22 protein-coding genes are annotated in these 26,720 nt (G+C 70.6%); 7 read left to right on the plus strand and 15 right to left on the minus strand.

Features of this window, described 5'->3' with window-relative positions; all coding sequences use genetic code 11:
• Positions 1–33: 33 nt before the first annotated feature.
• Positions 34–1,248: an ABC transporter substrate-binding protein gene (locus LCL87_RS04755; protein ID WP_225017210.1), complete on the minus strand. Its 1,215-nt coding sequence runs from the start codon at positions 1,246–1,248 to the stop codon at positions 34–36.
• Between the two features lie 345 nt (positions 1,249–1,593).
• On the opposite strand from LCL87_RS04755, the gene LCL87_RS04760 reads away from it, so the two are divergent.
• Entirely contained in the window at positions 1,594–1,803 is a 210-nt protein-coding gene (locus tag LCL87_RS04760) for a hypothetical protein (RefSeq protein ID WP_225017212.1), read from the plus strand.
• A gap of 81 nt (positions 1,804–1,884) precedes the next feature.
• On the opposite strand, the gene LCL87_RS04765 is transcribed toward LCL87_RS04760, so the two are convergent.
• Genes LCL87_RS04765 through dnaK form a run of 4 tightly spaced genes read right to left on the minus strand, consistent with a single transcriptional unit; the run spans position 1,885 to position 5,942 of the window.
• Positions 1,885–2,292 carry a heat shock protein transcriptional repressor HspR gene (locus LCL87_RS04765; protein ID WP_225017214.1) on the minus strand — a complete coding sequence of 136 codons (408 nt, stop codon included), beginning with the start codon at positions 2,290–2,292 and terminating at the stop codon, positions 1,885–1,887.
• A gap of 35 nt (positions 2,293–2,327) precedes the next feature.
• Entirely contained in the window at positions 2,328–3,500 is a 1,173-nt protein-coding gene (gene dnaJ, locus LCL87_RS04770; protein WP_225017217.1) for a molecular chaperone DnaJ, read from the minus strand.
• Between the two features lie 34 nt (positions 3,501–3,534).
• Positions 3,535–4,107: a nucleotide exchange factor GrpE gene (gene grpE / locus LCL87_RS04775; RefSeq protein WP_225017218.1), complete on the minus strand. Its 573-nt coding sequence runs from the start codon at positions 4,105–4,107 to the stop codon at positions 3,535–3,537.
• Positions 4,104–5,942, minus strand: coding sequence for a molecular chaperone DnaK (gene dnaK / locus LCL87_RS04780; protein ID WP_225017220.1), 1,839 nt, complete (start codon positions 5,940–5,942; stop codon positions 4,104–4,106). Before dnaK ends, grpE begins: the two co-directional genes overlap by 4 nt.
• 253 nt (positions 5,943–6,195) lie before the next feature.
• Here dnaK and LCL87_RS04785 point away from each other — a divergent pair, with 253 nt between their 5' ends.
• Positions 6,196–6,768, plus strand: a complete 573-nt coding sequence (locus tag LCL87_RS04785) for a hypothetical protein (protein WP_225017222.1) — start codon at positions 6,196–6,198, stop codon at positions 6,766–6,768.
• A complete protein-coding gene (locus LCL87_RS04790) occupies positions 6,765–8,180 on the plus strand; it encodes a phytoene desaturase family protein (RefSeq protein WP_225017224.1) in 1,416 nt (471 codons plus the stop codon). The genes LCL87_RS04785 and LCL87_RS04790 overlap by 4 nt, the downstream gene beginning before the upstream one ends.
• 22 nt (positions 8,181–8,202) lie before the next feature.
• On the opposite strand, the gene LCL87_RS04795 is transcribed toward LCL87_RS04790, so the two are convergent.
• The 7 genes from LCL87_RS04795 to LCL87_RS04825 all read right to left on the minus strand — a co-directional run bounded on the left by LCL87_RS04795 (position 8,203) and on the right by LCL87_RS04825 (position 12,619).
• Entirely contained in the window at positions 8,203–9,213 is a 1,011-nt protein-coding gene (locus LCL87_RS04795; RefSeq protein WP_225017226.1) for an iron-containing redox enzyme family protein, read from the minus strand.
• Between the two features lie 17 nt (positions 9,214–9,230).
• Positions 9,231–9,377, minus strand: a complete 147-nt coding sequence (locus LCL87_RS04800) for a hypothetical protein (RefSeq protein WP_225017228.1) — start codon at positions 9,375–9,377, stop codon at positions 9,231–9,233.
• 32 nt (positions 9,378–9,409) lie between these two features.
• Positions 9,410–9,649, minus strand: coding sequence for a hypothetical protein (locus tag LCL87_RS04805; protein ID WP_225017230.1), 240 nt, complete (start codon positions 9,647–9,649; stop codon positions 9,410–9,412).
• A gap of 222 nt (positions 9,650–9,871) precedes the next feature.
• The gene (locus LCL87_RS04810) at positions 9,872–10,078 is read right to left on the minus strand and encodes a CDGSH iron-sulfur domain-containing protein (protein WP_225017237.1); all 207 of its coding nucleotides are present in this window, start codon (positions 10,076–10,078) and stop codon (positions 9,872–9,874) included.
• A complete protein-coding gene (locus LCL87_RS04815) occupies positions 10,071–10,739 on the minus strand; it encodes a HemK2/MTQ2 family protein methyltransferase (RefSeq protein ID WP_225017239.1) in 669 nt (222 codons plus the stop codon). Before LCL87_RS04815 ends, LCL87_RS04810 begins: the two co-directional genes overlap by 8 nt.
• Before the next feature lie 99 nt (positions 10,740–10,838).
• Complete coding sequence (locus LCL87_RS04820; protein WP_225017241.1) at positions 10,839–11,726, minus strand: serine hydrolase; 888 nt, start codon at positions 11,724–11,726, stop codon at positions 10,839–10,841.
• A complete protein-coding gene (locus LCL87_RS04825) occupies positions 11,723–12,619 on the minus strand; it encodes a LysR family transcriptional regulator (protein WP_225017243.1) in 897 nt (298 codons plus the stop codon). Before LCL87_RS04825 ends, LCL87_RS04820 begins: the two co-directional genes overlap by 4 nt.
• Positions 12,620–12,742: 123 nt before the next feature.
• Here LCL87_RS04825 and LCL87_RS04830 point away from each other — a divergent pair, with 123 nt between their 5' ends.
• The gene (locus LCL87_RS04830; protein WP_225017245.1) at positions 12,743–14,542 is read left to right on the plus strand and encodes a penicillin-binding transpeptidase domain-containing protein; all 1,800 of its coding nucleotides are present in this window, start codon (positions 12,743–12,745) and stop codon (positions 14,540–14,542) included.
• Here the strand turns inward: LCL87_RS04830 and LCL87_RS04835 are convergent, their stop codons facing one another.
• From LCL87_RS04835 to LCL87_RS25740, 3 genes are all read right to left on the minus strand, one after another.
• A complete protein-coding gene (locus LCL87_RS04835; protein ID WP_225017347.1) occupies positions 14,543–16,078 on the minus strand; it encodes a dynamin family protein in 1,536 nt (511 codons plus the stop codon).
• A gap of 8 nt (positions 16,079–16,086) precedes the next feature.
• Positions 16,087–17,931 carry a dynamin family protein gene (locus tag LCL87_RS04840; RefSeq protein WP_225017247.1) on the minus strand — a complete coding sequence of 615 codons (1,845 nt, stop codon included), beginning with the start codon at positions 17,929–17,931 and terminating at the stop codon, positions 16,087–16,089.
• Between the two features lie 146 nt (positions 17,932–18,077).
• Positions 18,078–20,570: an IniB N-terminal domain-containing protein gene (locus LCL87_RS25740; RefSeq protein ID WP_510850693.1), complete on the minus strand. Its 2,493-nt coding sequence runs from the start codon at positions 20,568–20,570 to the stop codon at positions 18,078–18,080.
• 412 nt (positions 20,571–20,982) lie between these two features.
• On the opposite strand from LCL87_RS25740, the gene LCL87_RS04850 reads away from it, so the two are divergent.
• From LCL87_RS04850 to LCL87_RS04860, 3 genes are all read left to right on the plus strand, one after another.
• Complete coding sequence (locus LCL87_RS04850; RefSeq protein WP_225017348.1) at positions 20,983–22,671, plus strand: Hsp70 family protein; 1,689 nt, start codon at positions 20,983–20,985, stop codon at positions 22,669–22,671.
• A gap of 3 nt (positions 22,672–22,674) precedes the next feature.
• Positions 22,675–25,176, plus strand: coding sequence for a LuxR C-terminal-related transcriptional regulator (locus tag LCL87_RS04855; RefSeq protein ID WP_225017249.1), 2,502 nt, complete (start codon positions 22,675–22,677; stop codon positions 25,174–25,176).
• 82 nt (positions 25,177–25,258) lie between these two features.
• Positions 25,259–26,638, plus strand: a complete 1,380-nt coding sequence (locus LCL87_RS04860) for a S1 family peptidase (protein ID WP_225017256.1) — start codon at positions 25,259–25,261, stop codon at positions 26,636–26,638.
• The last annotated feature ends 82 nt before the right edge of the window (positions 26,639–26,720 follow it).

Genomic DNA, 26,720 nt, shown 5'->3' on the forward strand with positions numbered 1-26,720 from the left:
TTCGCGTCGTGTAGTGGGCGTTGATCAGGGAGATCATGCCGCCGGGTTACCGAACTGGCCGTTGACGACCTTGGTCGGCGCGATGAACTTCATCTCGTCCTGGTCCGGGTTGGGACCGTGGTTGTCTGCGGTGAAGTTGTAGCGCGACAGGAAGGCGGTCGCGGCGTTCTTCTGGACCTCTTCGGTCTCGAGCGCCTGCGCCAGCTTCTCGGCGTCGGTGGTGGTACCGGCCTTCTCGGCGGCCGCGGCGACGAGCGGGAACGCGTCGTAGTTGTCGGCGATGATCAGCGTCGACGGGATGGTGCCCAGAGAAGCCATCGTGTCGACCATCTGGTTCACGGCCGCGTTGTTCGGGTCGTAGACGGTGCTCGTGAAGACCTGCGCGACAAGGTTCTTGACCTCAGGGGTGCCCAGGACACCGTTCGGCGGCTCGTTCGCGACGAGGCTGGTGCTGGCCACCGAGGTGTTGCCGATCAGCGGAACGTCCCAGCCCAGTCGCTGCATGCTCTGCAGGAGGTAGCCGAGCGGAGCGCCGTAGGCGTCGACCGCGAGGGCCTTGGCACCGGCATTCTTCAGGGCCTGCAGCTGCGCGGTCATGTCGAGGGCGGTGGCTTCGTACTCCTCGTTGCCGGCCTGCTTCAGACCTGCCGACTCGAGTGCGGTAGTCATCTCCTTGCCGAACAGCTCACCGTAGGCGGTGCTGCCGTGGATGACGCCGATGCTGTCGTAGCCCTTCTCCTTCGCGTGGCCGACGATGCCGCGAGCGTTGTCGGCGGCACCGGGCGCGAGGTCGAAGTTGAGCGGGAACTTCGACGGATCCGTCGAATCCTGCGTCGGCGCAACGTTGAACGAGAGAATCTTGTTCTGCTTGAGGATCGGCAGGACGGCCGCGCCCACGGACGACGGACCGGAGTTGAGGACCAGGTCCGGCTTCTGCTTGTTGATCGCCTCGCGCACCTTGGTGACCGCGATCGTCGCGTCGCCGGCGTCGTCGACGACGGTCAGCTCGATCTTGCGGCCGCCGATGCCACCGGCCTGGTTCTGCACCTCGACGCCGGCCTTGGTCGCCAGGATCGACGTGTCCGCGTTGGCCTTGAGGACACCCTGCGCACTGATGCCGCCGGTGACGAGCACGCGGTACGGCTGATCGGCGCCGCCGGTCTCGGCAGAATCCGCACTTCCACACCCGGCAATCGTCAAGACCGACGCGGCAACTGCCGCGACGAAAACTGGACGCCGACTCTTCATGACTGCCCTCCTAGGACACCCGCTACGTACAAAACCAAGCGCTCGCTTGGCGTCATGGGACGCAGAAATGCCCGGCCGGCGACCGCAAGCGGCCCTACCTGGAAATCCGGTAGTGGCACAGCAGACGCCCCGACACGTCGAACTGCACCGTCTCACCGACCGAGCACTTCCCATCAAGCACTTGCTTGATTCACCAAGCACTTGATTGATAACGAGCATATGGGTGTGACACAGGTAACGTCAACCGGAAGCCCCACGGGGCGGGAAAGCGGCTAGCGGGAAGGTGCGACACACTTCGGGGCCGAAGACGTACCGTCAACTCCCGTTCGGCGGTCGGCCGCGGAGTTGTCCACAGCTCCGGCGCTATCCACAGGAATACTCGAGCGCGAGTTTCGTCGACACTTCCCGTCGCACTCCAACGTCGAACGCTGGAACGCGCGCGAGGCCGCCGGGTGGCAGGTGATGCTGGTGAAGGCCAGGCAGTTGATCCACGGCCGGGCGACCCTGATCGCCCAGGTCACTCGGGTCCTGCGCGACGCCGGTGCCCCCGTGTGAGACGACGAACGGGAATCCACGGCACGCTTCCGGGCGGAAGGTGTGCCGTGGATTCCCGTTCGAGGCGTTCGAGACCGAAGGTCAGCGCTGGTTGCGCGGCTTCCAGACGACCAGCGCGCTGCTGCGCGGAATGGGGACGAGCTCGCGCCGGTAGCTCGCGTGGACCCGCGCGATCTCGGCAGCCATCTCGTCGAGGCGGCTCTGCAGCGCCTCGACCTGGTTGGTCAGTTCGATGATGCGTTTGATGCCGGCCAGGTTGACGCCCTCGTCCTGGGACAGGCGCTGCACTTCACGCAGCAGCGCCACGTCCCGCGGCGAGTACCGGCGCCCGCCTCCCGTGGTGCGGTGCGGGGTGACCAGTCCGAGCCGGTCGTAGTTGCGCAGCGTCTGCGCGTGCATGCCAGCCAGTTCGGCGGCCACCGAGATGACGAACACCCGCGCATCGGGGTCCGCTGGGACCTCCGACGTCTTGCGTGGTTTGTCGCTCATGATGGTTCACCTGTCCGATCGGTTCGGAGCCCGTCTCAGGCCCCGGCCCATCCTGCCCGCGGATCGAATCCGCTGGCCTTCTCCGCTTCCAGGTACGCCTGGAGGGCTTCGGTGGCGGGATCGTCGAGCTTCTGCGGAACCGCCACCTTCACGGTGACGAGCAGATCCCCGGCGCCTCCGCCGCGCTTGGGCACACCGCGCCCTCGCACCCTGAGAATTCGTCCGTCCGCGGTACCGGCCGGAACCTTCACGCCCACACGGCCGTCCAGCGTCGGAACCGACAGCGTGGTGCCGAGCACCAGTTCGCCGTAGCTCACCGGGACCACGAGCGTCAGGTCGTCGCCGTTGCGTCCGAACACCTTGTCGGGACGGACGTGCACGGTGACGTACAGGTCGCCGGACGGCGCGCCGCGCAGTCCGGCCTCGCCCTGACCGGCGAGACGGATCTTCTGCCCGTCGCTCACCCCGGAGGGGACACGGACGGTGATGGTGCGGGTCCGGTTGGTGACGCCGTTGCCGTGGCAGTCGCTGCACGGGTCGTCGATGATCGATCCGGTGCCGCGGCAGTCGTCGCACGGCTCACTGAATCCGAACGCACCCTGGTTGCGGCTCACGACGCCGGTGCCGTTGCAGCGCGGGCACACTCGCGGGCTGGTGCCCGGCTTGGCGCCGCTGCCGTGGCAGGTGGTGCAGGCCGACGGGCTGGTCAGCCGCAGCGGGACGGTCACGCCCTGCGCGGCCTCGCGGAACTCGAGCGTGGTCTCGGTCTCGACGTCGCTGCCGCGGCGCGGGCGGGTGCTGGTCGAACGACCACCGCCGCCGCCGCGGTTGAACAGGCCACCGAAGATGTCGCCGAGCCCGCCGTCACCGCCGGCGGCACCGCCGCCGAACAGGTCGTTGATGTCGAAGCCGCCGCCACCGAATCCACCACCACCGGTGGAATACCCGGCGCCGGGGCCGAAGCCGCCGCTCGCGAACAGGCGACGGGCCTCGTCGTATTCCTTCTTCTTGGCGGGATCGGAGAGAACCGCGTTGGCCTCGCTGACCGCCTTGAACCGCTCTTCCGCCTTGGTGTCACCGGGATTGGCATCGGGGTGCAGATCCCGCGCCAGCTTCCGGTACGCCTTCTTGATGTCGTCGGCGGACGCGTCAGAGGAGACGCCCAGTTCCTTGTAGAAGTCCTTCTCGATCCACTCCCGTTGGCTCACTGAGCGCCTCCTCCTTCCACTGTTGTCTGTCTATCTACTCGGCTGCCGCATCGGCGGCAGGCTCGCCGTCGGTGACGGTGACCATCGCCGTCCGGAGAACCCGGTCGCCCAGGCGGTAACCCTTGCGCAGCACTGCCCCGAGCACGGGGTTGTCGCCGTCGCCCTCCATCTGCACGGCCTCGTGCAGATCCGCGGAGAAGGCGTCGCCCTCCTCGCCGAACCCGGCCAGGCCGAGTCCGTCGAGCACGCCGGAGAGCTTGTCCGACAGCGCCTTCAGCGGACCCGTCTCCAGGTCGCCGTGGGCGCGCGCCCGATCGAGGTCGTCGACGAGGTCGAGGAACTTCGACACCACCGACACCCGCTCGTCCTCGACGGCCCGATCGATCCGGGCCAGGGCGTTGCGGCGGATGTTGGCGATCTCCGCCTTCGCGTAGCCCAGCTCGGTGCTGGCCTTCTCGAGTTCGGCGGTGAGGGTGCTCAGCTCGTCGGCCTCCGGCGCGCCGGCCTCGGCCGCCTCCGAAGAGGCGGCCGGGGCTGCGGTGTCGGCGGCGTCGACGACCTGGTCGTCGGTCGTCACCGGTTCACGCTCGGGGTTTTCGGCGGTCACTTCTTGTCCTGATCGGTCGGCTCGTCGACGACCTCGGCATCGACGACGTCGCCGTCCTGGGCCTGGCCGTCGCCGGACGTGGCTGCGTCAGCGGCCTGCGCGTCGTAGATCGCCTGACCCAGGGCCTGCGACTCGGTGGACAGCTTCTCCACCGCAGCCTTGACGGTGGCGATGTCGGCGCCGGCGAGAGCGGTCTTGACCTCGGTGATCGCGGCCTCGACCTTCTCCTTGACGTCGGCGGGCACCTTGTCCTCGTTGTCCTTGATGAACTTCTCGGTCTGGTGCACCAGCGAATCGGCCTGGTTGCGGACCTCGGCCTCCTCGCGGCGGTTCTTGTCCTCCTCCGCGTGCGCCTCAGCGTCCTTGATCATGCGATCGATCTCGTCCTTGGACAGACCGGAGCCGTCCTGGATCTTGATCGTGTTCTCCTTGCCCGTGCCCTTGTCCTTCGCGGTCACGTGCACGATGCCGTTGGCGTCGATGTCGAAGGTGACCTCGATCTGCGGCACGCCGCGCGGGGCCGGCGGGATGCCGGACAGCTCGAACGATCCGAGGAGCTTGTTGTGCGAGGCGATCTCGCGCTCGCCCTGGAACACCTGGATCTGCACCGACGGCTGGTTGTCGTCCGCCGTGGTGAAGGTCTCGGAGCGCTTGGTCGGGATCGTGGTGTTGCGCTCGATGAGCTTGGTCATCACGCCACCCTTGGTCTCGATACCGAGGGACAGCGGGGTGACGTCGAGCAGCAGGACGTCCTTGACCTCACCCTTGAGGACGCCGGCCTGGAGGGCAGCGCCGACGGCGACGACCTCGTCCGGGTTCACGCCCTTGTTGGGCTCACGGCCACCGGTGAGCTCACGAACCAGGTCGGAGACGGCCGGCATACGGGTGGAGCCACCGACGAGCACGACGTGGTCGATGTCCTTGACGGCGATGCCCGAGTCCTTGACCACGGCCTGGAACGGCGCGCGGGTGCGGTCCAGCAGATCGGAGGTGATCTTCTGGAACTCGCTGCGGGTGAGCTGCTCGTCGAGGAACAACGGGTTCTTGTCCGCGTCGACCGTGATGTACGGCAGGTTGATGGAGGTGCTCTGCGAGCTGGACAGCTCGATCTTCGCCTTCTCCGCGGCCTCACGCAGACGCTGCAGGGCCATCTTGTCCTTGGTGAGGTCGATGCCGTTCTGCGCCTTGAACTTCTCGACGAGCCACGACACGACGCGCTCGTCCCAGTCGTCGCCACCGAGGTGGTTGTCACCGGAGGTCGCGCGGACCTCGACGACGCCGTCGCCGATCTCGAGCAGGGACACGTCGAAGGTGCCGCCACCGAGGTCGAAGACCAGGATGGTCTGTTCCTTCTCACCCTTGTCGAGGCCGTACGCGAGCGCGGCCGCGGTGGGCTCGTTGACGATGCGCAGGACGTTCAGGCCCGCGATCTGTCCGGCTTCCTTGGTGGCCTGGCGCTGCGCGTCCTCGAAGTACGCGGGGACGGTGATGACGGCGTCGGTGATCTCCTCACCGAGGTACGCCTCGGCGTCACGCTTGAGCTTCATCAGCGTGCGGGCGCTGATCTCCTGCGGCGTGTAGTTCTTGTCGTCGATCGAGGTGGTCCAGTCGGTGCCGATGTGGCGCTTGACCGAGCGGATGGTGCGGTCGACGTTGGTGACCGCCTGGTTCTTGGCGGGCTGACCGACGAGCACTTCACCGTTCTTGGCGAAGGCCACGACGGACGGGGTGGTGCGCGCGCCCTCGGAGTTGGCGACCACTACAGCTTCGCCGCCTTCGAGCACAGACACGACCGAGTTGGTGGTCCCGAGGTCGATTCCGACCGCACGAGCCATAGTGATCCCTCACTTCCCTCTTTGCAGCTTCGTGAGCTGCAGTTTCTGTTCTTTACACTGATCCGATGAACCTCGGGTGAGCGTATCCGGCTCAAGTTTGCATCCGACCCCGGTCGAAGTCAATTCCAAACTTGAGTCACTCACACTCAGGTTCTCGATAGGCTCAACGGGCCGCGGTTCCGGTTTGTTCCCGCGGCTCTTCGCACGGTGCAGATCTCCCCGATTCCGCAGGCGCGCTGGATACGATTCGGACGTGGACACCACCGGCGAACCCGAGGCGACTGCGCATCGCCCCCGACCGCCCCGCCCGGACGTGGTCGTCGCGCCACTGCACGTCCGCGAGGACGATCCGGGTGCCGCGCCGCCGAGTCTGCGCGCGGCGGTCACGGCATGGGGCCTGTCCTTCGCCGCCTTCACGGTGGTGGCGGGCGTCCTCGGGTTCGAGTACGACGCCGTCGTCGGCGCCCTCGACTCCGGGCTCGCCTCCCGGAACCCGACGGCCGACGATTCGACGATCGAGTCCGTCGCGGGACTCACCGTCCTCGGCGTCGGCGGTGTCGGCCTGCTGCTGGTCCTCGCGGCGTTGCTCGGGATCCTCCGCCTGCGCTCCGGGCGCGGGCGCGTATGGCTCACGGTCGTCGCCGTCCTCACCGTCGCCGCGGCGGTGACCTCGTGGAGCGTGCTCTCCGATGCCGGCGACCTCGCACTGCACGCCCTCACCTGGGCGCCCCTGCTGCAGGCCGGACTGGTCGTCGTCGGCACCGCACCGCTCTTCACCGGGTCCGTGTCGGCGTGGCTCCGCGGCAGGGCCGCGGCGGTCCGATGACCGACGCCGTCGTCGTCGGCGCCGGGCCCAACGGACTGGCCGCGGCGGTCACGCTCGCGCTGCGCGGGGTCCGCGTCACCGTCTACGAGGCCGCCGACGCGATCGGCGGCGGCACCCGCACCACCGAGCGTCTCGCACCGGGTCTGCTGCACGACGACTGCTCCGCGGTGCACCCGATGGGCGTCGCCTCACCGTTCTTCCGCTCGCTCGATCTCACCGCGCACGGCCTCGAATGGTGCTACCCGGAGATCGATCTGGCGCACCCGCTCGACGACGCGGTCGCGGGCGTGTTCGTACGCTCCCTCGAACAGACGGCCGGGCGCCTGGGCCCCGACGGCCGGGCGTGGTCTCGGCTGTTCGGCCCGATCGCCGAACGGTTCGACGACATCGCCGCCGAAGTGCTGCGGCCGATGGCCCATGTGCCCCGGCATCCGGTCACGCTGGCCCACTTCGGGATCGGTGCGCTCGCGCCCGCGACGCTCACGGCCCGGCGCTGGCACACCGATCAGGCCCGGGCGCTGTTCGCCGGGGTGGCCGCGCACGCCTACTACCCGCTCACCCGCCCGACGACGGCGGCCGCCGGGCTGCTGATGCTCGGCGCCGGGCACCGCTACGGCTGGCCGGTCGCGAAGGGCGGCTCGCGGGCGATCACCGACGCGCTGGCGTCGCTGCTGCGGGCGCACGGCGGGCGGATCGAGACCGGCCGCCGAGTGCGCTCACTGGGCGAGCTGCCCCGCGCCGACGTCACGATGCTCGACCTGTCCCCCACCGGTGTCGCCGACCTGGCCGGGGACCGCCTGCCCGGCCGGGTCGCGCGGGCGTACCGCCGCTACCGGTACGGCCCGGCCGCGTTCAAGCTGGACCTGGCGGTGCAGGGCGGTGTCCCGTGGCGCGACCCGGCATGCCGGCGGGCCGGCACCGTGCACGTGGGCGGCACGCTCGAGGAAATCACCGCCGCCGAACGGGACGTACACCGCGGCCGGATGCCGGAGCGTCCGTTCGTCCTGGTCGCCCAGCAGTACCTGGCCGACCCTTCGCGCTCGTCGGGCGACGTGCACCCGGTGTGGGCGTACGCGCACGTTCCTCACGGCTACACCGGGGACGCGACCGAGGCGATCCTGCGGCAGCTCGAGCGGTTCGCGCCCGGCCTACGCGAGCGGATCGTCGGCACCTTCGCCCGGTCGGCCGTGGAGATGCCCCGGTACAACCCCAATTACGTGGGCGGCGACATCGCGTCGGGTGCCAACGATCCGGTGCAGATGCTCTCGCGCCCCCGCATCGCGCTCGATCCGTACGCGACGGGCATTCCGGGCGTCTATATCTGTTCCGCATCGACACCGCCGGGCGGCGGCGTGCACGGGATGGGCGGGCACAACGCGGCACTGTCGGCGCTACGCAGGCTCGAGCGGTAAAGAAGGCCCGAGCGGGGCGTTCTCAACCCCCGCGGACCCGCAGCGAACTGGCGCCGCGACCCCACGCATCGGCCATGTGGTCGCCGACCAGGTCGTCGAATGCCAGGCACGCCGCGGCACCGAGCAACACGTCGCCGACGCAGTCCGGCCGCTGCTCGACGAGCCCGCCCGCGAGATCGCGGACGACGATCTGCTCGTGCACCGAGTCGGCCTCGACGTGCTCGTCGAAGAACCGGGTGGCCGCGACGCCGAAACCCAGACGGCGCAGCCCGGCGGCGTACTTCTTGCTCGGCAGCGCCGACGTGGTCTCCACCGCGCACAGGTGCCCGGCGAGCGCGGCCCGCAGCCGGCGGTGCAGCCCGAAGAGTGACAGCACATTGAGCGACGCCAACGTCACCGCGGGAACGTCGTCGAGGTAATTGGCGTACGTGTCGGACAGTCCGAGCTCGCGCATCGTCGTCGCGAACAGCTGCGAGTGCATCCGCTCCAACCGCCCGCCGCCGTACTCGTCGGCCTGCACCTCGACGAGCGCCGCCTTCGGATGACCTGCGAGCCGCGGGATCCCGAGCGTGTGGACGTCGGCCTCACGGAGCTGGTTGAGCGATCGGTGGATCAGCAACTCCCGGAACTGGCTTTCGGTCGCCTCCGCTGCCATGAAGCCCGACAACCCGGGACCGGCGGTGGGCGCGGTCATCTCCCACAGCGCCGACACGACGTCGGACGAGTCGACCTTCTCCACTCGGGGGCGGACGAGGTCGCAAACGGCGGCCTCGAACGGCGCCTCCAGCTCGGCGCGAGCCGCGATCAGCTCCGGCGCCCACTCGAGTCCGTCGTCCGCGCCGTCCACGCCGTGCAGATGCAGTTCGTACAGCAGCGTCAGGGCCAGCTGGGCGTCGTCGTCGGTGAGCACGTCACCCACCGGCTCCGCCCGGTACCCGCGGGCCACGGTGTTCACGACGGCCGGTTCGTCGGCCCCCGTCAGCACCGCGACGAGCGCGGCACTGACGGGACCGCGCGGTTCGGGTATCGGCATCGGCATCGGTCGTCCGATCAGTCGTGTCCGGCGTCCGAGTCGGTGTCGGTCGCCGGCCCGCGTGTCGTCGCCCCGCCTTCCTCTGCCCACGTGTCGCGTCCGCCCGGATCCGATTGAGCGTCCTCCTGAGCGGGGACACGGTCCTTCTTCTCCTGTGGGGTCATTCGTCTCGTTCCTCCGTTCGTGTGGGGATCGGCTACGTGTACTGCGCCACCAGTCGATCGAACTCGTCCGCGTCGACGAGACCCGGTTGCCCGATGTCGTATGCCGTCAGGAACTTGTGCACCAGGCCGAAGTCACGCCGCAACACGGTGCGCGAGACTCTCGCGTTCTCGACGTTCTCTCCGCTCCCGATCATCGCGTCGAGACTCGCGGCGATCGCGTTCAACGTCTTTCGGTCGGACTCGGCGCGACTTCCTGTTTCTCGAGTCGTCATCAGATCTCCACCTCGTTTCCGTCTGTTCGTCGTTCGCAAGGTTTCCGGCCGGACCTTCATCATGACTGCAGACGGACTGTTCTGCCGGACAGCGCGTCTCCGGAACGAACCCGAAGCCGACTACTCACACCTGTGGACAGATCTGTGAATGATTCACCGGGACGCCCCGACTCGGATCCACTCGAGAACGTTTGCCCGACTCGAGTTGACGCAGGCCGGGATTCAGGACCTCGAGATCTTCTTCCGCTTGTGGGAGCTGTCACAGAACGGCGGCCGGGCCGTACGACCGCAGCGGCACAACGCAATTGTGGCTCGCTCGTTCGCGATCGGAGCTCCCGCACCGTCGACGAGTGCCACCGGACCGCGTACGAGCAGCGGCCCGTCGGGACACACGGTGACCACCACATCGGGGTCGACGACATCAGTCATGTTCCGCCCTTCCCGGACGTCCCGCCCTGAGGACGACCAAACGTTCGTGGTCCTGCCCGGCGTCGATGAGTCCCCGGCGGAGCAACATGTCACGGCGCCCGATCGTGACCGGACCGAACGGTATTTCCTCGGTACGAACGACTTCCACTTCCAGCCCCTGCTCCTCGAGCATCACGTGGGTCTTCCCCACGTCCGCGAGCGCGGACTGCATCAACAGCAGCACCCCGCTCGGGGAGAGGATCTCCGGGACCTCGACACAGATCCGGTCCAACAGCGATCGGCCGTTGCGCCCCGCATCCCAGCAGCGCGCCACACCGCTGGCCGGCACTCGGTCACTCGCCGCCGGAACATACGGCGGATTCGACACCACCAGATCGAACTGTTCGTCCCGTACCGGCGCGGTGAGATCACCGCGAGCGACACGCACCCGAGTGCGTCTGAGCCACAGATTCATCCGGGTGTTCATCAGAGCCCTGCGCCCGATGTCGACGGCCGTGATGTTCTCGGCGCCCGCGTCGGCGGCCTGCGCGCTCAGCACACCGGTGCCCGAGCACAGGTCCAGGACCCGCGTCCTCGGTCCGATACGTTCCGCGCGCAGCGCCTGCGCCAGAAGGAAACTGTCCGCTTGTGGTCGGTAAACACCCGGTAATCGGAGCAGCACGAAGGACCTCCTCGATCCTCGTGACGTCGGAGCACCGACGCCTCCCTCGAGTATTGCGGACCCACGGAAGTGCTGCACGGAACCGACGGAACGGCCGGATCAGCCTCGCCGTCGTAGTTCCGCGATCGCGGTGCGGGCGGCGAGGCCGATCGCCGCATCGGCCCTGGGCAACAACGCATCCGCACGCGCCGCGCGGGTGAACACCGCGACCGCGAAGGCGTCGCCGTCGGGAAATTCGATGACGCCCACCTCGTTTCGAACCGCACCGAGCGTTCCGGTCTTGCCGGCGACCACGACGTCCGCGAACGGGAATCCCGACCGCAGTCGCGCGGTGAACACCTGACTCGCCATCACCGCGCGCACGAACGCCGTCTGATCCGCGGACAGCACCGCGCCGGTCCACACCGCCGACAGCAGCGTGGTCATGTCGCGCGGCGTGGTCGCGCTCGACAACACCGGGTCGTATCCACTGGGGAAGACGAGACTGTCATTGTCGCCGATCGCCGCGAACGCCTCGGCGGGCGACCGCGTGCCGGTGTCGGCCACCAGTGACTCGAGAATCTCCGACGTGCCACCGATGATCCGCGTCGACGACAGCCCGAGTGACCGCATGGTCTCGTTCACCCGATCGACACCGACGCGCCGGAGCAGTTCGTCGGCGGCGGCGTTGTCGGACATCGCCATCATGGACCGCGCCATGTCACGCAGCGACATTCGCACCGGATCCGACATCTGCGAGACGCCGGTCGGTCCGGTGGTGCGGGTAGACGGGTCGAGCGTCACCTGTTGCCGCGGGTCGAGGTCACCGGCCTCGACGAGGCGGCAGAACGTGACGACGAGCGGCAATTTGTACACCGAAGCCATCACCACCGGGTCGTCGGCGGCCACCGCGACCTCGGCGCGCCCGTCCCCCACGGGGATCGCGTGCATCCATCCGCGGACGGCGGCGTCGGCGAACACGTCCGAGACGCGACTCGTCCCGGTCACGACGCCCCCTCCCCGTCCGCCGCGTACGCGGCGATCCGGTCGGCGACCGCGTCGAGCACGCCGTCCGGCACGTCCGCGGACGACGACCGCAGACAGCGCAGGCGCAGTCGGATCGAGTCGTCGTCCGGACGGACCCGCGCCACGCCGGGCGCGGCGAGGCCCCTGTCCGCGGTGAGCGCGAACGCCTGCCCGGCCGCGACGAGTGCGAGCGCCCATCGGTCGTCGGGAGCGTTGACGACGTCGAGATCGGCGCCGACGCGGGCGAACGCGTCGTCCAGCAGGTCGTACGCGGCCGGGCCGTCCGAGCGGGGCGGCGACGCGAACCGCAGGTCCCTGAGCCGGGACAGTCCGCACGGGTGGTGCCCGGCGGCCGGATGCGACGCGGGCACCAACAGGGTCAACGGCAGCGGCACGACGTCGGTGCCGGTGAGCGGGTCCACCAGCGCGGGGTGCTCGATGACCCCGAGATCGAGCGCGCCGGCGGCCAACTGGTCCACCAGGTCGGTGCTGGGGGCGATGCTCACCTCGACGCGCGCCGGTTCGTCGAACGTTCGGATGGTGGCGGCGAGATCCGCGACGAGCGCGGTCGGCACCTTCGGCATCACCCCGACCCGGAGCGTGCGGTCCTGGACACGGCGACGTCGCGCGGTGTCGGTGAACCGTCGGGCCTGGCGGACCAGGTCGATCGCGTCGGGCAGCAGCGCCTGCCCGCTCGCGGTGAGCACGACGCCCTTCGATCCCCGGTGGAACAGCGTGACGCCGAGTTCGCGCTCGAGTTTCTTCACGCCCTGACTGAGCGGCGGTTGCGTCATCCCGAGGCGCGCGGCGGCGCGGCCGAAGTGCTGTTCCTCGGCCACGGCGATGAAGAACTCGAGATGCAGAAGCAGGTTCATTACGACTCTGAACTGCTCTTATACTTATCGAGTATTGCGCTCACCCCGATAGCATATTGGACTGGCCCGCCGGATCGATGCTTCGCTGCCATTCGGTATCGCAGTCGAACGAGCGGAGTGACGATGGCCCCCGTCGGGACGAACCCGGTCAGGTGGAAGCGCGGCGCGCTGGTGCTCGCGGCGGTGGTGACGCTGACGTCGTGCGGGGTGCTGGGCGGACCGGACTCCGGTGAGAAGGTGGCGAAGAGGTTCGTCGGCGCCCTGGGCGACGCCGACGTCGCCGCGGCCGCGGCACTCACCGACGATCCGGACGGCGCGAGCGACGTGCTATTCCGCACGTTCGACGGCCTCGGCGAGCAGGCCGACGCCGACTTCACGGTCGAGCACGCCGACGACTCCGCGTTCACGTACCGCGCCGACTGGGACTTCGGCAGCGGCCGCACGTGGAGCTATTCGACGACGGTGCCGCTCACGAGCGCCGACGGGTCCCGGCGCGTCGCCTGGTCGGCGGCCGTGGTCAACGAACGACTCCGCGGCGACCAGGCGCTGCAGTACACGCCGGTCACCGACACCCGGGCCGTGCTGGACGCCAACGGCATGGCGCTGATGGAACCGCGGACGGTCACAGTGGTCGACGTCGAATCGAGCGCGCTCGTCCCCGCGGTCCGCACCCGGCTGACGGCGCTGCTGGCGAAGGCCGTGCCCGGATTCGAACTCGCGCCGCCGAAGACCGGTCAGCCGGCGAAGCCGGACGAGCGGGTCAACCTGGTGACGCTGCGGCAGGAGGACGTCGAACCGATCCGCGCCGAACTCGAACGGATTCCCGGCATCCACCTGTCCGACCAGCTGCGGCTACTCACCGTCGATCGGGAGATGACGTCCCCGGTCGTGGCCGGGCTGCGGGCGACGTGGGAGGCGCGACAGAAGGATTCGGCGGGCTGGCGGGTGCAGGCCGTCGACGCCGACGGCGGTGTGACCGGCACCCTCGCCGGCGGCGATCCGCCGGACGGGACGGCGATGCGCACGACGCTCGATCCCCGGATGCAGTATCTGGCCCAGCGGGCGGTGGACACCGAACCCCGCGCGGCCGCGCTGGTCGCCCTCGATTCCGGCAACGGCCAGGTGCTCGCGGTGGCGCAGAACGCGACCGCCGACCGGTCCGGCCCGATCGCCCTCACCGGCCTCTACCCGCCGGGGTCGACGTTCAAGACCGTCACGACGATGGCGGCGCTGCGCAGCGGCGCCGTGAATGCGGACAGCGTCGTGGACTGCCCGGGCACCGCGAACATCGAGGGGCGCGTGATCCCCAACGAGGACGAGTTCGATCTGGGCCGGGTCCCGCTGCACACCGCGTTCGCGCACTCGTGCAACACGACGATGGGCCGGCTCGCGGTCGGTCTGCCTGCCGACGCCCTACAGAATCAGGCGCGCGAGTTCGGTCTGGGCGTCGACTACGTGATGCCGGGGCTGACGACCGTCACCGGTTCGGTGCCGTCCGCGGACACCCCCGCGAAGCGGGTCGAGGCGGCGATCGGCCAGGGCGAGAACCTGGCGAGCCCGTTCGGCATGGCGATGGTGGCGGCGGCGATCGCCCGCGGCAGCGCCCCGCTGCCGCAGTTCATCGGCGGCGAGACCACCACCGCCGACCACGAGCCTGACAAGCTGGACCCGGCGCACGTGCGGGATCTGAAAGCCATGATGACCGAGGCCGTCCGGAGCGGCACCGCCACGAGCCTCTCCGACATCTCCGGGCTGATGGGCAAGACCGGTACCGCGGAGTTCGGCGACGGCAAGCACTCCCACGGCTGGTTCGTCGGGATCCGCGGCACCGTCGCGTTCGCGGTGCTGGTGGTCTCGGGCGAGAGTTCCGGTCCCGCGCTCGACATCGCCGGGCACTTTCTGCGGCCGCTCGACGAGCAGTAGCTAGGCCGGCGTCACCCGCACCGACCCGGTGTCGAGGTCGAGGCGCATCGCACCGCCGTACCCACCGGCGCCGCCGGTACCACCGAGATCGGCCAGCACGCCCTCGGCGCTGCGGGCCGCGACGCGGCACGCCCGCGCGGTGAACTGGTCGACGAGCGGGTGCGCGGCCCGCTCGCGCCACTTGCGCACCGCGGTGAGCCCGGCCTCCCGGCCGTCCTCGATCGACGCGTCCGCCCCCAGTCCGAGACGCTGTGCCGGATCGATGCCGAAACCGCCGATGAGCCGCTGCAGTTCGGTGAGATCCTCTGCGGAAAGCCCGGTCTCGGCGCTGCGCAGCCGTCCCAGCATCCGCAGTTCCTGGAACCCGTGGACGTCGGCAAGCAGGCGTCCGACCTCGTCGAGCAGGCGCGCCGTCGCGTCCGTCGGATGCGCGGTGAGCACCCGTTCGAGCGCGACCAGAGCGGAGTGCGTCTTCAACTGCTCGGCGCGCTGGCCGAACTGCACGTCGATCACCTGCCGGAGTTCGTCGAGTCCGCTGCGCGCGACCAGTTCGGCTGCGAGACTCGGCGAATCACTCACGCCGAGCCGGACGAGCATGATCGCGAGCCGAATTCCGAAGAGCCCGAACCGGTCTGCCAGCTGACGTCGCATCGCCTCGTCGACGGGCAGCGCGGCGTCGTCCCGGCAGAAGCGGTCGGCGGAGAGCATCGCCAGCTGTAGGTCGGCGTCGGGCACCCGGGCGAGCGCCTCGAACGCCGCGAACTCGCTCTGCCGCAACGTGCGCGCGCCCAGCGCCAGCAACCCGGCGACCGGCACCACGGCCTGACACAGCCCGGTGAGCTCGAGTTCGTCGGTGAACCGCGCCGCGACCTCCTGCGCCGACATCATCGCGTCGGCCCGGCCGGCCCCCACCTCGTCGGCACGGGAGACCACACCGACCACCCCGAGCGGCCCCGACTCGCCGCCCACGTGCGCGCCGATCCGACCCAGGAACTGGACGTCGGACGCGCTGAGGCTGCGCAGCAGGTACACCACGGCGTCGGCCCCGGACACCGCGTTCTCCGGGGTGAGCATCCGAAACGTGCGGGCAGAGACATCCTTCGACAGCGACGACGTGCCCGGGGTGTCGATGACCGTGGTCTGTGCCAGCGCACTGGCCGGCCACTCCACGTCCAGGCGGTCGACGCGGTCCGCGGTGAGGTCGCCGAGGTCGAACGTCAGCCGTCCCTCGTGCCGCCGCACCGTCACGTTGGCCGATGCGTCGCCGTCGTACCGGGCGGTGACCGCCGGAGTGGTGCCGCTGCGGTACCACGTGACGACCCGCGTGCACTCGGTCGCGTCGGTGGGGGCGATGTCCTGCCCGACGAACGCGTTGAGCAGGGTCGACTTGCCGGCCTTGAGCGATCCGGCCAGCGCGATCCGCAGCGGCTCCTCGAGCCGGGCCGCGCACTCGGCCAACTGGGCGCGCGCCTCGAAGTTGTCGGAGTACGCGACCTTGGCGGCCGCGATCAGATCCCGGGCCCGGCCCAGCGTCATCGCGGCGGTCACGCGGACAGCTCCTCGTTCGCGGTGGCCTCGACCGGGAACAGCTGCGCCGCACGGCCCTTCAACGTCCCGAGAGCGGCCATCTGCCGCTCCACCTCACCGGTGCGCCGGGTGCGCTCGGTCGACTCGACCTTCGCCGCCTCCTGAGCGGCCCGCAACGAGTCCGCGAGCGAACGCAGCGTCTGCTCCGCGATGGCCGTGAAGTGGTCACGCAGCAGGCGCTGGATCAGCCGCAACCGGTCCTTGGACTCCTTGCCCACCTGGAAGCTCACGTCATCGGTGAAGCGCCGGATCGCGACCTTGGCGTCGGCGCGCCGTTTCACCACCCGGGTCTCCCGGTCGTCGCGATAGGCCTTGGTGCCGAGCAGAACACCGGCACCCACCGACACGGGGTTGAGCAGCGTCATGCCCATCAGCGTCGTGATGAGACCGAACATCAGCACGCCGCCGTACGAGCCGCGCATGCCGACCAGCACCTTCTGGGCGATGCCGATGCGACCCGACTCGAGGTCCGACAGTGCGACCACCGGATCGAGCACGCTGTCGAGGTCGCCGACGTCCAGGTGCGGAAGCTCGACGGTGCCCGCGTCGGCGAAGTGCTCGGCCACCACCTCCGCCAACCACAGCGCGCGCTCGTGCGCCCACACGAAGTTGTCGCCCACCGACTGCGCAATCTGCTGTTCGAGCCACTCCCCCAGCTCGTCCCATTCCTTGCCGGGATCGCACTCGTCCACGGCGCGTTCGGCTTCCCGCGTCACCTGCCGCAGCCGATCGCGCAGATCGTGATCGATGTCCGACGCGAGATCGGCGACGCCGTCGGCGAGCGTCTGCTGCCAACGCGACGTCTTCTTCTGCAGTTCCTCGGTGACGGCCTTCGCGCGCTGCAACTCGGCGACGGCCGCGGCCCCCTTCGCCGGATCGCGCAGCGCCGCAAGCTCGCTGCCCAGCGAGAGCATGAGGTGTTCGACGACGGAGTGGACGTCGAGGGAGACGGCCCGGCGCAGTCCGCCCGCCGCGTGGTCGATGACCCGTTCCCGGAGGAAGTCGTACAGTGCCGCGAACCCGGACTCGTCGTGCAGCGACTGGTCGTCGAGGCGCAGTGCGTGCGAGCGCAGCAGCGACGAGATCGGCAGCAGCGGGACGTCGATTCCCGCGCGGGTCAGGTGCTCGGCGTCCGCGTCGACGATCCGCCGCCAGTGCGGGTACAGGTCGGTCTTGGTGATAAGGCACGCCACCGCGGGGCACAAACCCGTAACCTGCCGCAGGAACGCCATCTCCGGTTCGGTGAACTCCTGACTGGCGTCGGAGAGCACGAGCACCGCGTCGGCTCCCGGCAGCAGCCCCAGAGTGGCTGCCGCGTGCGGGTTTCCGTGACCACCCACGCCGGGAGTGTCGACGAACACGAGCCCGTCCGCGAGCAGCGGGCTGGGCGCGTTCACCTCGAGCCGCAGCACCTCGCGGCCCTGAGCGAGCGGGGTCGACGGCGTCACCGAATCCAGTTCCGTGAGTGGCACGTCCACCCGGCGCGTCTCGCCACCGGGCTCGGCGAGGACCAGTTCCGCGGACGCGTGCTCGGCGTTCTGCACCACCGTCGGCACCGCGGTGGTCTCGTCGTCGCCCACCGAGCACACCGACAGATTGAGCAGCGAGTTCACGAACTGACTCTTGCCCTGTTTCAACTGACCGACCACGACGACGCGGAACCGCGGGTCGACGACGCGGCGCCGGACCACGGCGAGACGATCCACCAGATCCGCCCTGGCCGCGGACGCCGCGATCTCCGACGTCCGATCGAGCAGGCTCGTGAGGGCTGATTCCGAGGTGGCGCTATCGACGTTGTCCATGAGTCCCGCTGCCCCGCTTCTCTTCCGACCTGCACGCGCACCGACGTCCGCGTACTGACTGATCCGCCGCTCCGCTGGATACGAATCGGGGCCCCGTTCGCCTTAGCGCGTACGGGACCCCGTTCGTTACAGACCGTGTCCGGCCGTCACGGCAGCAGATCGTGTCCCTGATCCAGCAGCGCAGCGGGATCGACCACGACCGGATCGATGTGTCCGCCCAGGTCACCGAGGCCGTTCGCGAACAGGCCGGCATCCGAATGGCCCGAACCGAACGCGTCGACGTCGATCGAGGACCACGCGTTTCCGGCAGCGTCGAGCGCGCCCTGCAGCGCGGAGTTCACCTCACCGGTCAGGTCGGCCGCGATGTCGCCCGTGCCCGAGATGCCGGTCCCCGCGGCCCCGGCGTCGAAGCCCGCGTCGAAGCCCGCGCTGGAACCGAAGTCGCCACCGATCTGGGCGTTTCCGAGCGCCGTCGTCGCGGCGTCCACCGCGCCGTCGAGGGCACCGGCGAGACTCGCGCCCAGATCCGCACCGGCGGTCGAACCCAGACCGGCGCCGAGTCCGGCACCCAGGCCACCACCCAGCGCCGAGTCGAGCGCGCCGGAGATGTCGCCCGCGAGGTTCCCGCCGAGGTCGACGCCGCCGCCCAACTGGCCACCCAGGTCTCCGGTCGAGCCCAGCCCGCCGCCGGCACCGATCGCCGCGTCGAGCGCCGCGCCCAGGTCGCCGCCCAGGGAGCCGCCGCCGCCGAGCAGTCCGCTCAACGCACCGCCCAGTTCGGCGCCGAACCCGCCATCCCCGGCGAGCACGCTGCCCAGGTCCAGCGAGCCGCCGGACTCGAGGCCACCGCCGAGCACTCCACCCAGGGCCGCACCGAGGTCGGCACCCGCGGAACCGCCGACTCCGAACGCGCCCTCGAGCAGTCCGCCGAGGTCGGCGCCGGCACCCACTTCGAGGCTGCCGCCGAGCGCGAGTGCGCTGTTCAGCGCGGTGCCGAGCGTCGTTGTGAGCGCACCGTCGACGTCGAGGGCACCGCCCAGCGCGGCACTGATCGCGGCGCCCAGATCCCCGCCCGCACCGAGCAGGCCGTCGAGGTCGAGGCTTCCGCCGATCCCGCCCTCGAGCGCACCGCCCAGCGCGGCGCCGAGGTCCGCACCGACCGAACCGCCTGCGGCGAGCACGGATTCGAGCGCGCCGCTGAGCGCCGCTGTGAGGTCGCCGCCGATGTTGCCGGCCAGCTCGGTCCCCAGGCTGCCGCCCACCGACAGCGCCGACTCGAGCGCACCGTTCAGTGCCGCCGACAGGTCACCGCCGATGCCGAGGGCGCCGCCGAGAGCGGTTTCCAGCGAGCCACCGAGACCACCGGCGGCCTCGACCGCGCCGTCGAGGACGCCGCCGAAGGCCGCACCCAGCTGCGCGCCCAGGTCGCCGCCGATGCCGAACGCGCTCTCGAGCGCGGCCGTCAGACCGCCGCCGGTCGCGAGCAGGCCGGTCAGGTCCAGGCTGCCCAGACCGTCGAGGGCCGCGCCCAGCGCGGCGGAGAGTTCCGCGGTGAGGGCGCCGTCCACGCCGAGCGAGCCGCCCAGCAGACCGCCGAGCGAGGCGCCGAGGTCCAGTGCGCCGTCGATGTTCACGAGGTCGGCGACATTTACCATGCCGCCCAGTTCGAGGGCGCCGCCCAGCGCGGCACCGAGGTCCCCGCCGATCGATCCACCGATCGACAGGGCCGATTCGAGCAGGCCGCTCAGCGACGCACCCAGCTGGCCCGCCAGGTCGCCGCCGAGTGCACCACCGAGGCTGCCGCCGAGCGCCAATGCGCTGTCGAGTGCGGCGTCGAAACCGGCGCCGAGCCCCCCACCGAGCTCAGCGCCGGCCTCAACTGCCGCATCCAGGAGCGCACCGAGGGCGGCGCCGAGCTCCCCACCCAGCGCACCTCCGATCCCGAATGCGCTCTCGAGTGCGGCGCTCAACCCGCCGTCGACCGACAGGAGTCCATCCAGATCCAGGCTGCCCACGCCCGCGAACGCAGCGTTCAGCGCGGTACCGAGATCGGTCACGAGCGACCCGTTCACGTCGAGCACACCGCCCAGGGCCGTGGCCAGCGCGCCACCGAGGTCGATCGAGCCGCCGACGTCCGTCAGGCTGCCCAGATCCAGGCCGCCGCCGAGACCGAGGGCGGCCTCGAAGGCACCGCCCAGCGCGGCACCCAACTGCGCGCCGATCGAGCCGCCGGCCGCGAGCGCCGCACCGAGCGCGGCGGCGATGTCGCCGCCGAAGTCGAAGTCGCCGGAGAAGCCACCACCGGCCGCGGCCCCCAGGCCGAGACCCGCTCCGGCACCGAGACCGAGACCGGCGCTGCCGCCGAGCCCGCCGCCGAGACCGAGGCCGCCGCCGGTAGCCGCACCGAGGGTGCCGGCCGCGGTGGTACCCGCCGCGAGGATCGCGCCGAGGTCGCCGGCCGCGTTTCCGAACAGTCCTGACTCGGCCACCATCGGCGCGACGGCCGCGATGTCCGCGTGGCACAGGTCGCCGAGACCCGCCGCCGTGAGCGACGCCTGCGGATTCGCGCAGTACGCAGCGGCGGCCTCCTCGTCGCGAAGGAGCCGGAGGATGAAGTCGAGAACCGCGTTGCTGGCCATGGGAAAGCTCCTGACAGTAGAAAAGCAGGCTGCCACAGATTCCGTGAGGACCGACGGGGAACCGCGGCGAGATTGCCTTCCACGCTACGAATTCGGCGGCCGGCGGGTAACGGGGCAGATCCCCCCGAGTGCCGCGAGGGGGACCCCGTCGACCCCGTATAGGGGATCGTCGGCAGATAGGGGGAGAGCCCCCAACCTGCGGCGGCCGCAGGCGATTCCCGTAACGCTCGGTGCCGCGCCGCCGACAATCGGCTTACCACCGGCGGTGCCGCACCCCGCCCCGAAAGCATCGGAGAACGACATGATCGCAGGGCTCGGAATTGCTGTCGGAACGGCCAATTCGGACGCCGCGGTCACTCGTGTCGGAGGGTCGGGCGAGTCTGGGGGGTCGGGGGAAGACGGTACCGCCTCGGTGATCGCGTCCCGGACGACGATCGTCCAGCTGTCCCCCGACGGCACCGCGACGCTCGGCTCCTCGGGGACGAGTCGACCGGGCCTCACCGGCTTCGTCGAACGGGTCGGGGATCCGGTCGGACTTCTCGGTCCCGACGGTCGAGCCCATCCCGGAGAGGACCTGTTCGCGGCGGCCGTGACGTGCCTCGCCGACGAGATCCGCGCGGACGACGGCTCGGCCCCCGACGAGCGGACGCCGATCGTCGTCACCCATCCGACATCGTGGAACGGCCACACGGTTCGAGCACTCGAGGCGGCACTCGAGCGCATCGGCCTGCCGCCGGTGATCCTGGCGTCCGAGGCCACTGCCTGCCTGCGCTGGCTCGAGTCCACCCGCGGCCCGCAGGACGACGGGGTCGTCGTCGTGTACGACCTGGGCGCCGCATCGCTCGACGTCTCGGTGATGCGCACCGGCGCCGAGGCGGGACTGCTCGGGCGGACGCTCCGGTCGGAGGACGTGACCGGCGCACAGTTCGATCACCTGGTCACCCGACACGTGCTCGACGACCTCACCGGCAAGGCAGCCGGATTCGACCCGTTCGATCCTGCGGTCGTCGAGGGTCTGACGGCGTTGCGGCGCAACTGTTCCGCAGCCAAGGAGGCCCTGTCCACCGACACCGAGACCGTCATCCCGGTCACGCTGCCCGACCTCGAGACGGACGTACGACTCGTCCGATCCGAACTCGAGGACCTCGTCCGGGCGCCGCTGACCACGTCTCTGGACCTGATCCGCGAGGCGCTGCGGGCCGCCGACGTCGAGACCGGCGACGTGCACCACGTACTGCTCGCCGGGGGCGGCGGCGCCATCCCGCTCGTCGCCGAACTCGTCTCGTCCGAACTGGGACTGACGGTGGTTGCCGCACCGAACCCGGCGCACACGGCGGCCCTCGGCGCCGCACTGCTCGCGGCCGACGCCGGCACCCGCGTCACCGCCACCAGCCTCCCGGCCTCCGCGGCACCCGCGGCCGGCACGCGCGACGGCGGCCCCTCCGAACCGCTGAACCCGGTGTTTCCGTCCCGCCTGCACTCGACCCGCAGCGGCTCGAACGTCCGGCGCCGGATCGCGATCATCGCGTCGTCGGCGGCCGCGATCGGCGTGCTCGCCGCGGGTGGCCTGTCGATCGGCACCGCCGCCAATCCCGCTCCCGCGCAGTCCACTCCACCGGCATCGTCGGTGCCGCTCGCCGAGAACGCCGTGGCCGGGACCGGCGCAGCCCCCACCGGAGAGAGTTCGCCGCACGGGACCGTGACCGTCGTCGGCAGCACCGGAGGCGGCACCACCATGAGCCCCGCGACGGTCGCCGCGCGCGGCGGTTCCGCCGCCTCGGGCGTCGACCCGACCGGACGGGCACTGCCGCAGAGTGCCGCGGACCCGGCTCCCGCACCCGGAGACGTCTCGGCGACGGCACCCACCGCGGACAACCCGGCACCGAACACTCCCACCCAGCCCGTGTACACCCCTCCCCCGGCAGCCGGTGGGGGCACCGCGCCCGCTCCGGTCCAGGGCCCCTCCCCGGCCCAGATCGGTACCGGGTTCGGCAATGCCGCGGAGGGACTCGGCAAGGGCGTCGGAGCGGTCCTGAACGGCGTCGGCGGAGTCGTCGGGGCCGTCGTGGATCCGGTGACCGGCCTGCTGATCGGTAAGTAGCCGATGCCGACCGGACCCACCACCAGCCCACCCGGCACCGACGTCCTCGCCGGGATCCGGGGGGCGCAGGACCTTCTCGACACCGTCGGTTCGGAATCGACAGGAATCGTCCTGGTTCGCGGCCGCTCCGGGAGCGGTAAGTCACTGGTGCTCAGTGCCATTCGTGAACGCATGATCGCGCAGGGCCTCGACGTCGTCACCACGGTCGCCGCCGCCGAGACCGGCGACACGATGCTCGTCGTCGACGGCGCGCACACCCTGTCCACCGACGACGTGACCACGCTGCATCGCCTCGTCCAGAACGGCGACCGCTGCATCGTCGTCGCCACCGAGCCAAGGCCGCACGACCCGGCGCTGTGCGCCCTCGGCACCACGATGCAGACACTGGGTTCGGTGTTCGATCTCGGCGCTCTCACTCCCGCCGACATCGCCGACCGGGCCCGCGCCCGGGGCCTCGAACTCACGCCCGCGCTCGCCCGGTCGCTGCACGACTGGACCGGGGGCGCACTCGCCCACGTCGACGCGGGACTGACCGCGGTTCGGCACGGCGAAGCGGCCGTCCTCGCGGCGGTGACCTCGCACCTGCAGGACGTGCTGCAACACCTCGACGGCGATCTCGTCGCCGCGCTGTCGCTGTACCTGCACGGACGGGGCACCGACGGCGGCGACCTGGCCCCGGCCCTGGAAGTGTCACCCACGCAGGGCCAGGCGCTGGCCGACCGGGTCCGCGCGAGTTCCGTGGTGACGCGATCGGATACCGTCCTGCCCCTCGCCCGCCCGCTGCTGGCATCCGCTGTCGGCGTGACGCGGCTGCGCGACCTGCAGACCCGGCTGCTCGCGACGCGTCTCGACGCCGGCACGCTCGACGTGCAAACCGCCTGTACGCTCGCAGAATCCGGATTGGACGATCCCCGCCTTGCCGACTTCCTCTGCACCCGAGCCCATTCGGCCGATCCGTCGGAGGCCTACGCGATCTACGACTCCGCGATCCTGGCCGGCGCGGACGCCGACGCCCTCGCCCTGCGCCGCTGCGAGGCCGGTGCCCTCAGCGGCAACCTGGACACAGCGCACGCGCTGGCCGATGCCCTGCTCACCCGGGCCGACGACCTCGACCGCTCGGAACTCACTGCGGCCGTGCGAGTCTCGGCCAGTATTGCCGCCCAACGCGGCGAGCTGGGGCACAGCGCCGACCTGTACGAGTGGCTGGGGCCGGACCGCGCCGGCGTCGACGCGACGATCGCCGCAACCGTACTGCTCGCTGCCGGACGCCCCGAGCCCGCCGCGGCGATGCTGGCGCGCGGACACCAGGGCCCGCCCACATCCACTGCGGCCGGCACCGCGCTGCTCGCCGACGGCCTGGCCCAGTCGATCGCCGGATCCGGTGCCATGGCGATGAATTCGCTCACCCGCGCGATGACGATGCTGTCGAACAGCGCGCGCAGCCGCATCCTTCCGGATACCGCACCCGCCGTGACGGCACTGCTGTGCCTGCATTCGGGCGAACTCGCCCACGCCGAGGTAGTGCTGCGGCAGGCCCTCGAACTCGATCCCGCCGCCGGCGTCACCCGATCCCGCCACCTGGTCCTGTCGGCGTGGACCGCGATGATCGGCGGCGACCTCGCCGGTGCAGCCGCGATCCTCGACGCCCTGCCCACCGACCGGGCACTCCCCGCCCGGGAATCGTTCTTCCTGCACGGCCTGCGAATCGGTCTCGCCCGACGTCAGGGCGATGTCGGTGCGCTGCAGCGCGAATGGATGCAGGCACAGCCGGTCGTCGCCGGATACTCGGCCGACCTCTTCGGTCTCCTGCCGCTGGGCGAACTGTGGCTGGCCGCGGTCCGTCTGGGCGACGAGCAACGCATCCTGCATCTCGTCGAGCAGGCACAGGAGCTGCTCGTCCGGCTCGGCGAACCCGCGCTGTGGGGTGCCGCGCTGCACTGGTACGGGGTGCAGGCCGCGATCCTCGGCGAGAATCCGGCTGCGTTGCTCCCGCACGCGCGGGCACTGGCCGCGTCGGCCGAGGTCAGCTCGTACGCCGCCGGGCTCGCCGCGGCGGGCCGGGTGTGGCTGCGCGTGCTGCGCGAGGAGGCGGATGCGGCCGAGGTGGAGGCCGCAGCGCGCACCCTCGACCGCATCGGACTTCCCTGGGACGGAGCACGACTCGCAGGCGAAGCGGCCCTGCGCGTATCCGACACCCGCGGCGCGACGACGCTGCTCCAGGTGGCGCGTTCGCTGCGCGGCGCCGCGGCAGCGCAGTCCGGCGGCGAGATCGCCGCCACCGATCCGGCGGTGGGCACTCTCACCGAGCGGGAGGCCGACGTCGCCGAACTGCTCGTCCTGGGCCTCACTCACCGCGAGATCGGCGCCCGCCTCTACATCGCGCCCAAGACCGTCGAGCATCACGTCGCGCGGATCCGGCGACGCCTCGGCGCCAACTCGCGGTCGGAACTGCTGTCGATGCTGCGGGCGCTCGGCCACGGCAGCCCGGAAACGTCCGCATCCTGAACTTCGGGACTTTGTTCCCCGGCGGGTCGGCCGCAACGTGCCCTATTGTTGACAGCTGATCCCGAAGACCCGAAGGAATTCAATGCGTATCCCGCTGGCGCCGCGCGCCGCTGTGCATTCGTTCGCCCGCCGCGTCGCCGTCGTCGGATCGTCTGCGCTCCTCGTCCTCGTACCGTTCACCGCGTCCGCGCAGGCCGAACCGGCCACTTCCTCCGGGTCCGATGTCTCTCAGCTGTCGGCGGACCAACTGCCCGCCGAGCTGGTCGAGGCCATCACCCGGGATCTGAAGATCAGCCCCCAGGAGTACCTGGACCGCGCCGCCCGAGCGCAGGAACTCGTCTCGTACGCCGACGACTTCCGCGCCGAACGGCCGGACGAGTTCGCCGGTGCCTGGATGGGCCTCGACGGACACCCCGTCGTCTCGGTGACCACCACCGAAGCCGCTCTGACCGCGGCGCGCGACGGCTACCGGACCCAGATGGCGGCCGTGTCCTCGGAAGGCCTGGAGAAGTCGCTCGCCGACTTCAACCACTGGGTCACCGACCTGCCGCGCGAGATCTCGTCCCAGATCGGCCGCGCGACGGTCGACGTCCTCAACAACCAGATCGTCGTCGACGTCGCCAACAGCCCCGTCGGCCGCGCGCTCGACCTGCCCACGCTGCTCGCCAACGTCAAGGTGCAGGTGCAGTCGTTCGGCCCGGTGCCGGTCGCGCGCGGACCGCTGGGCGGCGACACGTACATCACGTCCCCGCAGCCGCTGGCCGACACTCCAGAGGGCGGCATCAGCGTGTGCTCGTTCGGCTTCAACGCCGTCGACCGAGGCGGAAACGCCGTCAACATCAGTGCGGGCCACTGCGACCCCGCGCCGGGCCGTAGCGCGAGCGTGTTCCTGCCCGATCGCGCCAACGTCCCCGCGAGCCTCGAGATCGGCCGCTTCGCGCGCTCCGAGGTCGGCGACGTCGACGGCCTCGACTACTCGCTGATCCGCCTCAACGACACCGGTGTCCGTGTCGGACTGGACCGCCCGGTGGTCCGCGGCGCCGCCGGCAGCGCCCTCACCATCACCGGCACGGCCGTCCCGGTCGTGGGAGCACCGATCTGCAAGTCCGGGCAGACGTCGTCGTTCACGTGCGGTGTCGTGACGGCCGAGCGGGTCGAGGCACTGCTGGCGGTCGCCCCCAACGACATCCGGGTGGTCCGCGGCTTCTCCGGCACCGCGTGCACCCTCGGCGGTGACAGCGGCGGGGCGATCGTCACCGGCACGCTGGCGCTCGGTATCACCAGCGGATCCAACAGCACCGACGCGCCGTCCTGCGGCGACGCCAACCTCGTCTACGCGTTCGACGGCGGGGCCACCAATCTCGGCATTCCGATCCAGAGCATCCTCGAGTCTGCGAACGCGACGTCCGGTGGCGGACTCGGTGCCGGACTGACGGTGCGTACCGGAACAGCCGATCGCTGACGGACATTGGCGAATTGCCCACAGTAATCGGGCGAATCGGGTGGGCACTTCGGTCCACGGACCATATAGTCGTACGCGACTC

This window comes from Prescottella equi (assembly GCF_020171745.1).
Taxonomy (GTDB): domain Bacteria; phylum Actinomycetota; class Actinomycetes; order Mycobacteriales; family Mycobacteriaceae; genus Prescottella; species Prescottella equi_A.

Bases quoted from the DNA above. Each gene is read 5' to 3' on its own strand.
- LCL87_RS04755 (WP_225017210.1), bottom strand. From the start codon at position 1,248: ATGAAGAGTCGGCGTCCAGTTTTCGTCGCGGCAGTTGCCGCGTCGGTC.
- LCL87_RS04765 (WP_225017214.1), bottom strand. From the start codon at position 2,292: ATGAGCGACAAACCACGCAAGACGTCGGAGGTCCCAGCGGACCCCGAT.
- dnaK (WP_225017220.1), bottom strand. From the start codon at position 5,942: ATGGCTCGTGCGGTCGGAATCGACCTCGGGACCACCAACTCGGTCGTG.
- LCL87_RS04790 (WP_225017224.1), top strand. From the start codon at position 6,765: ATGACCGACGCCGTCGTCGTCGGCGCCGGGCCCAACGGACTGGCCGCG.
- LCL87_RS04795 (WP_225017226.1), bottom strand. From the start codon at position 9,213: ATGCCGATACCCGAACCGCGCGGTCCCGTCAGTGCCGCGCTCGTCGCG.
- LCL87_RS04800 (WP_225017228.1), bottom strand. From the start codon at position 9,377: ATGACCCCACAGGAGAAGAAGGACCGTGTCCCCGCTCAGGAGGACGCT.
- LCL87_RS04805 (WP_225017230.1), bottom strand. From the start codon at position 9,649: ATGACGACTCGAGAAACAGGAAGTCGCGCCGAGTCCGACCGAAAGACG.
- LCL87_RS04810 (WP_225017237.1), bottom strand. From the start codon at position 10,078: ATGACTGATGTCGTCGACCCCGATGTGGTGGTCACCGTGTGTCCCGAC.
- LCL87_RS04825 (WP_225017243.1), bottom strand. From the start codon at position 12,619: ATGAACCTGCTTCTGCATCTCGAGTTCTTCATCGCCGTGGCCGAGGAA.
- LCL87_RS04830 (WP_225017245.1), top strand. From the start codon at position 12,743: ATGGCCCCCGTCGGGACGAACCCGGTCAGGTGGAAGCGCGGCGCGCTG.
- LCL87_RS04835 (WP_225017347.1), bottom strand. From the start codon at position 16,078: ATGACGCTGGGCCGGGCCCGGGATCTGATCGCGGCCGCCAAGGTCGCG.
- LCL87_RS04840 (WP_225017247.1), bottom strand. From the start codon at position 17,931: ATGGACAACGTCGATAGCGCCACCTCGGAATCAGCCCTCACGAGCCTG.
- LCL87_RS25740 (WP_510850693.1), bottom strand. From the start codon at position 20,570: ATGGCCAGCAACGCGGTTCTCGACTTCATCCTCCGGCTCCTTCGCGAC.
- LCL87_RS04855 (WP_225017249.1), top strand. From the start codon at position 22,675: ATGCCGACCGGACCCACCACCAGCCCACCCGGCACCGACGTCCTCGCC.
- LCL87_RS04860 (WP_225017256.1), top strand. From the start codon at position 25,259: ATGCGTATCCCGCTGGCGCCGCGCGCCGCTGTGCATTCGTTCGCCCGC.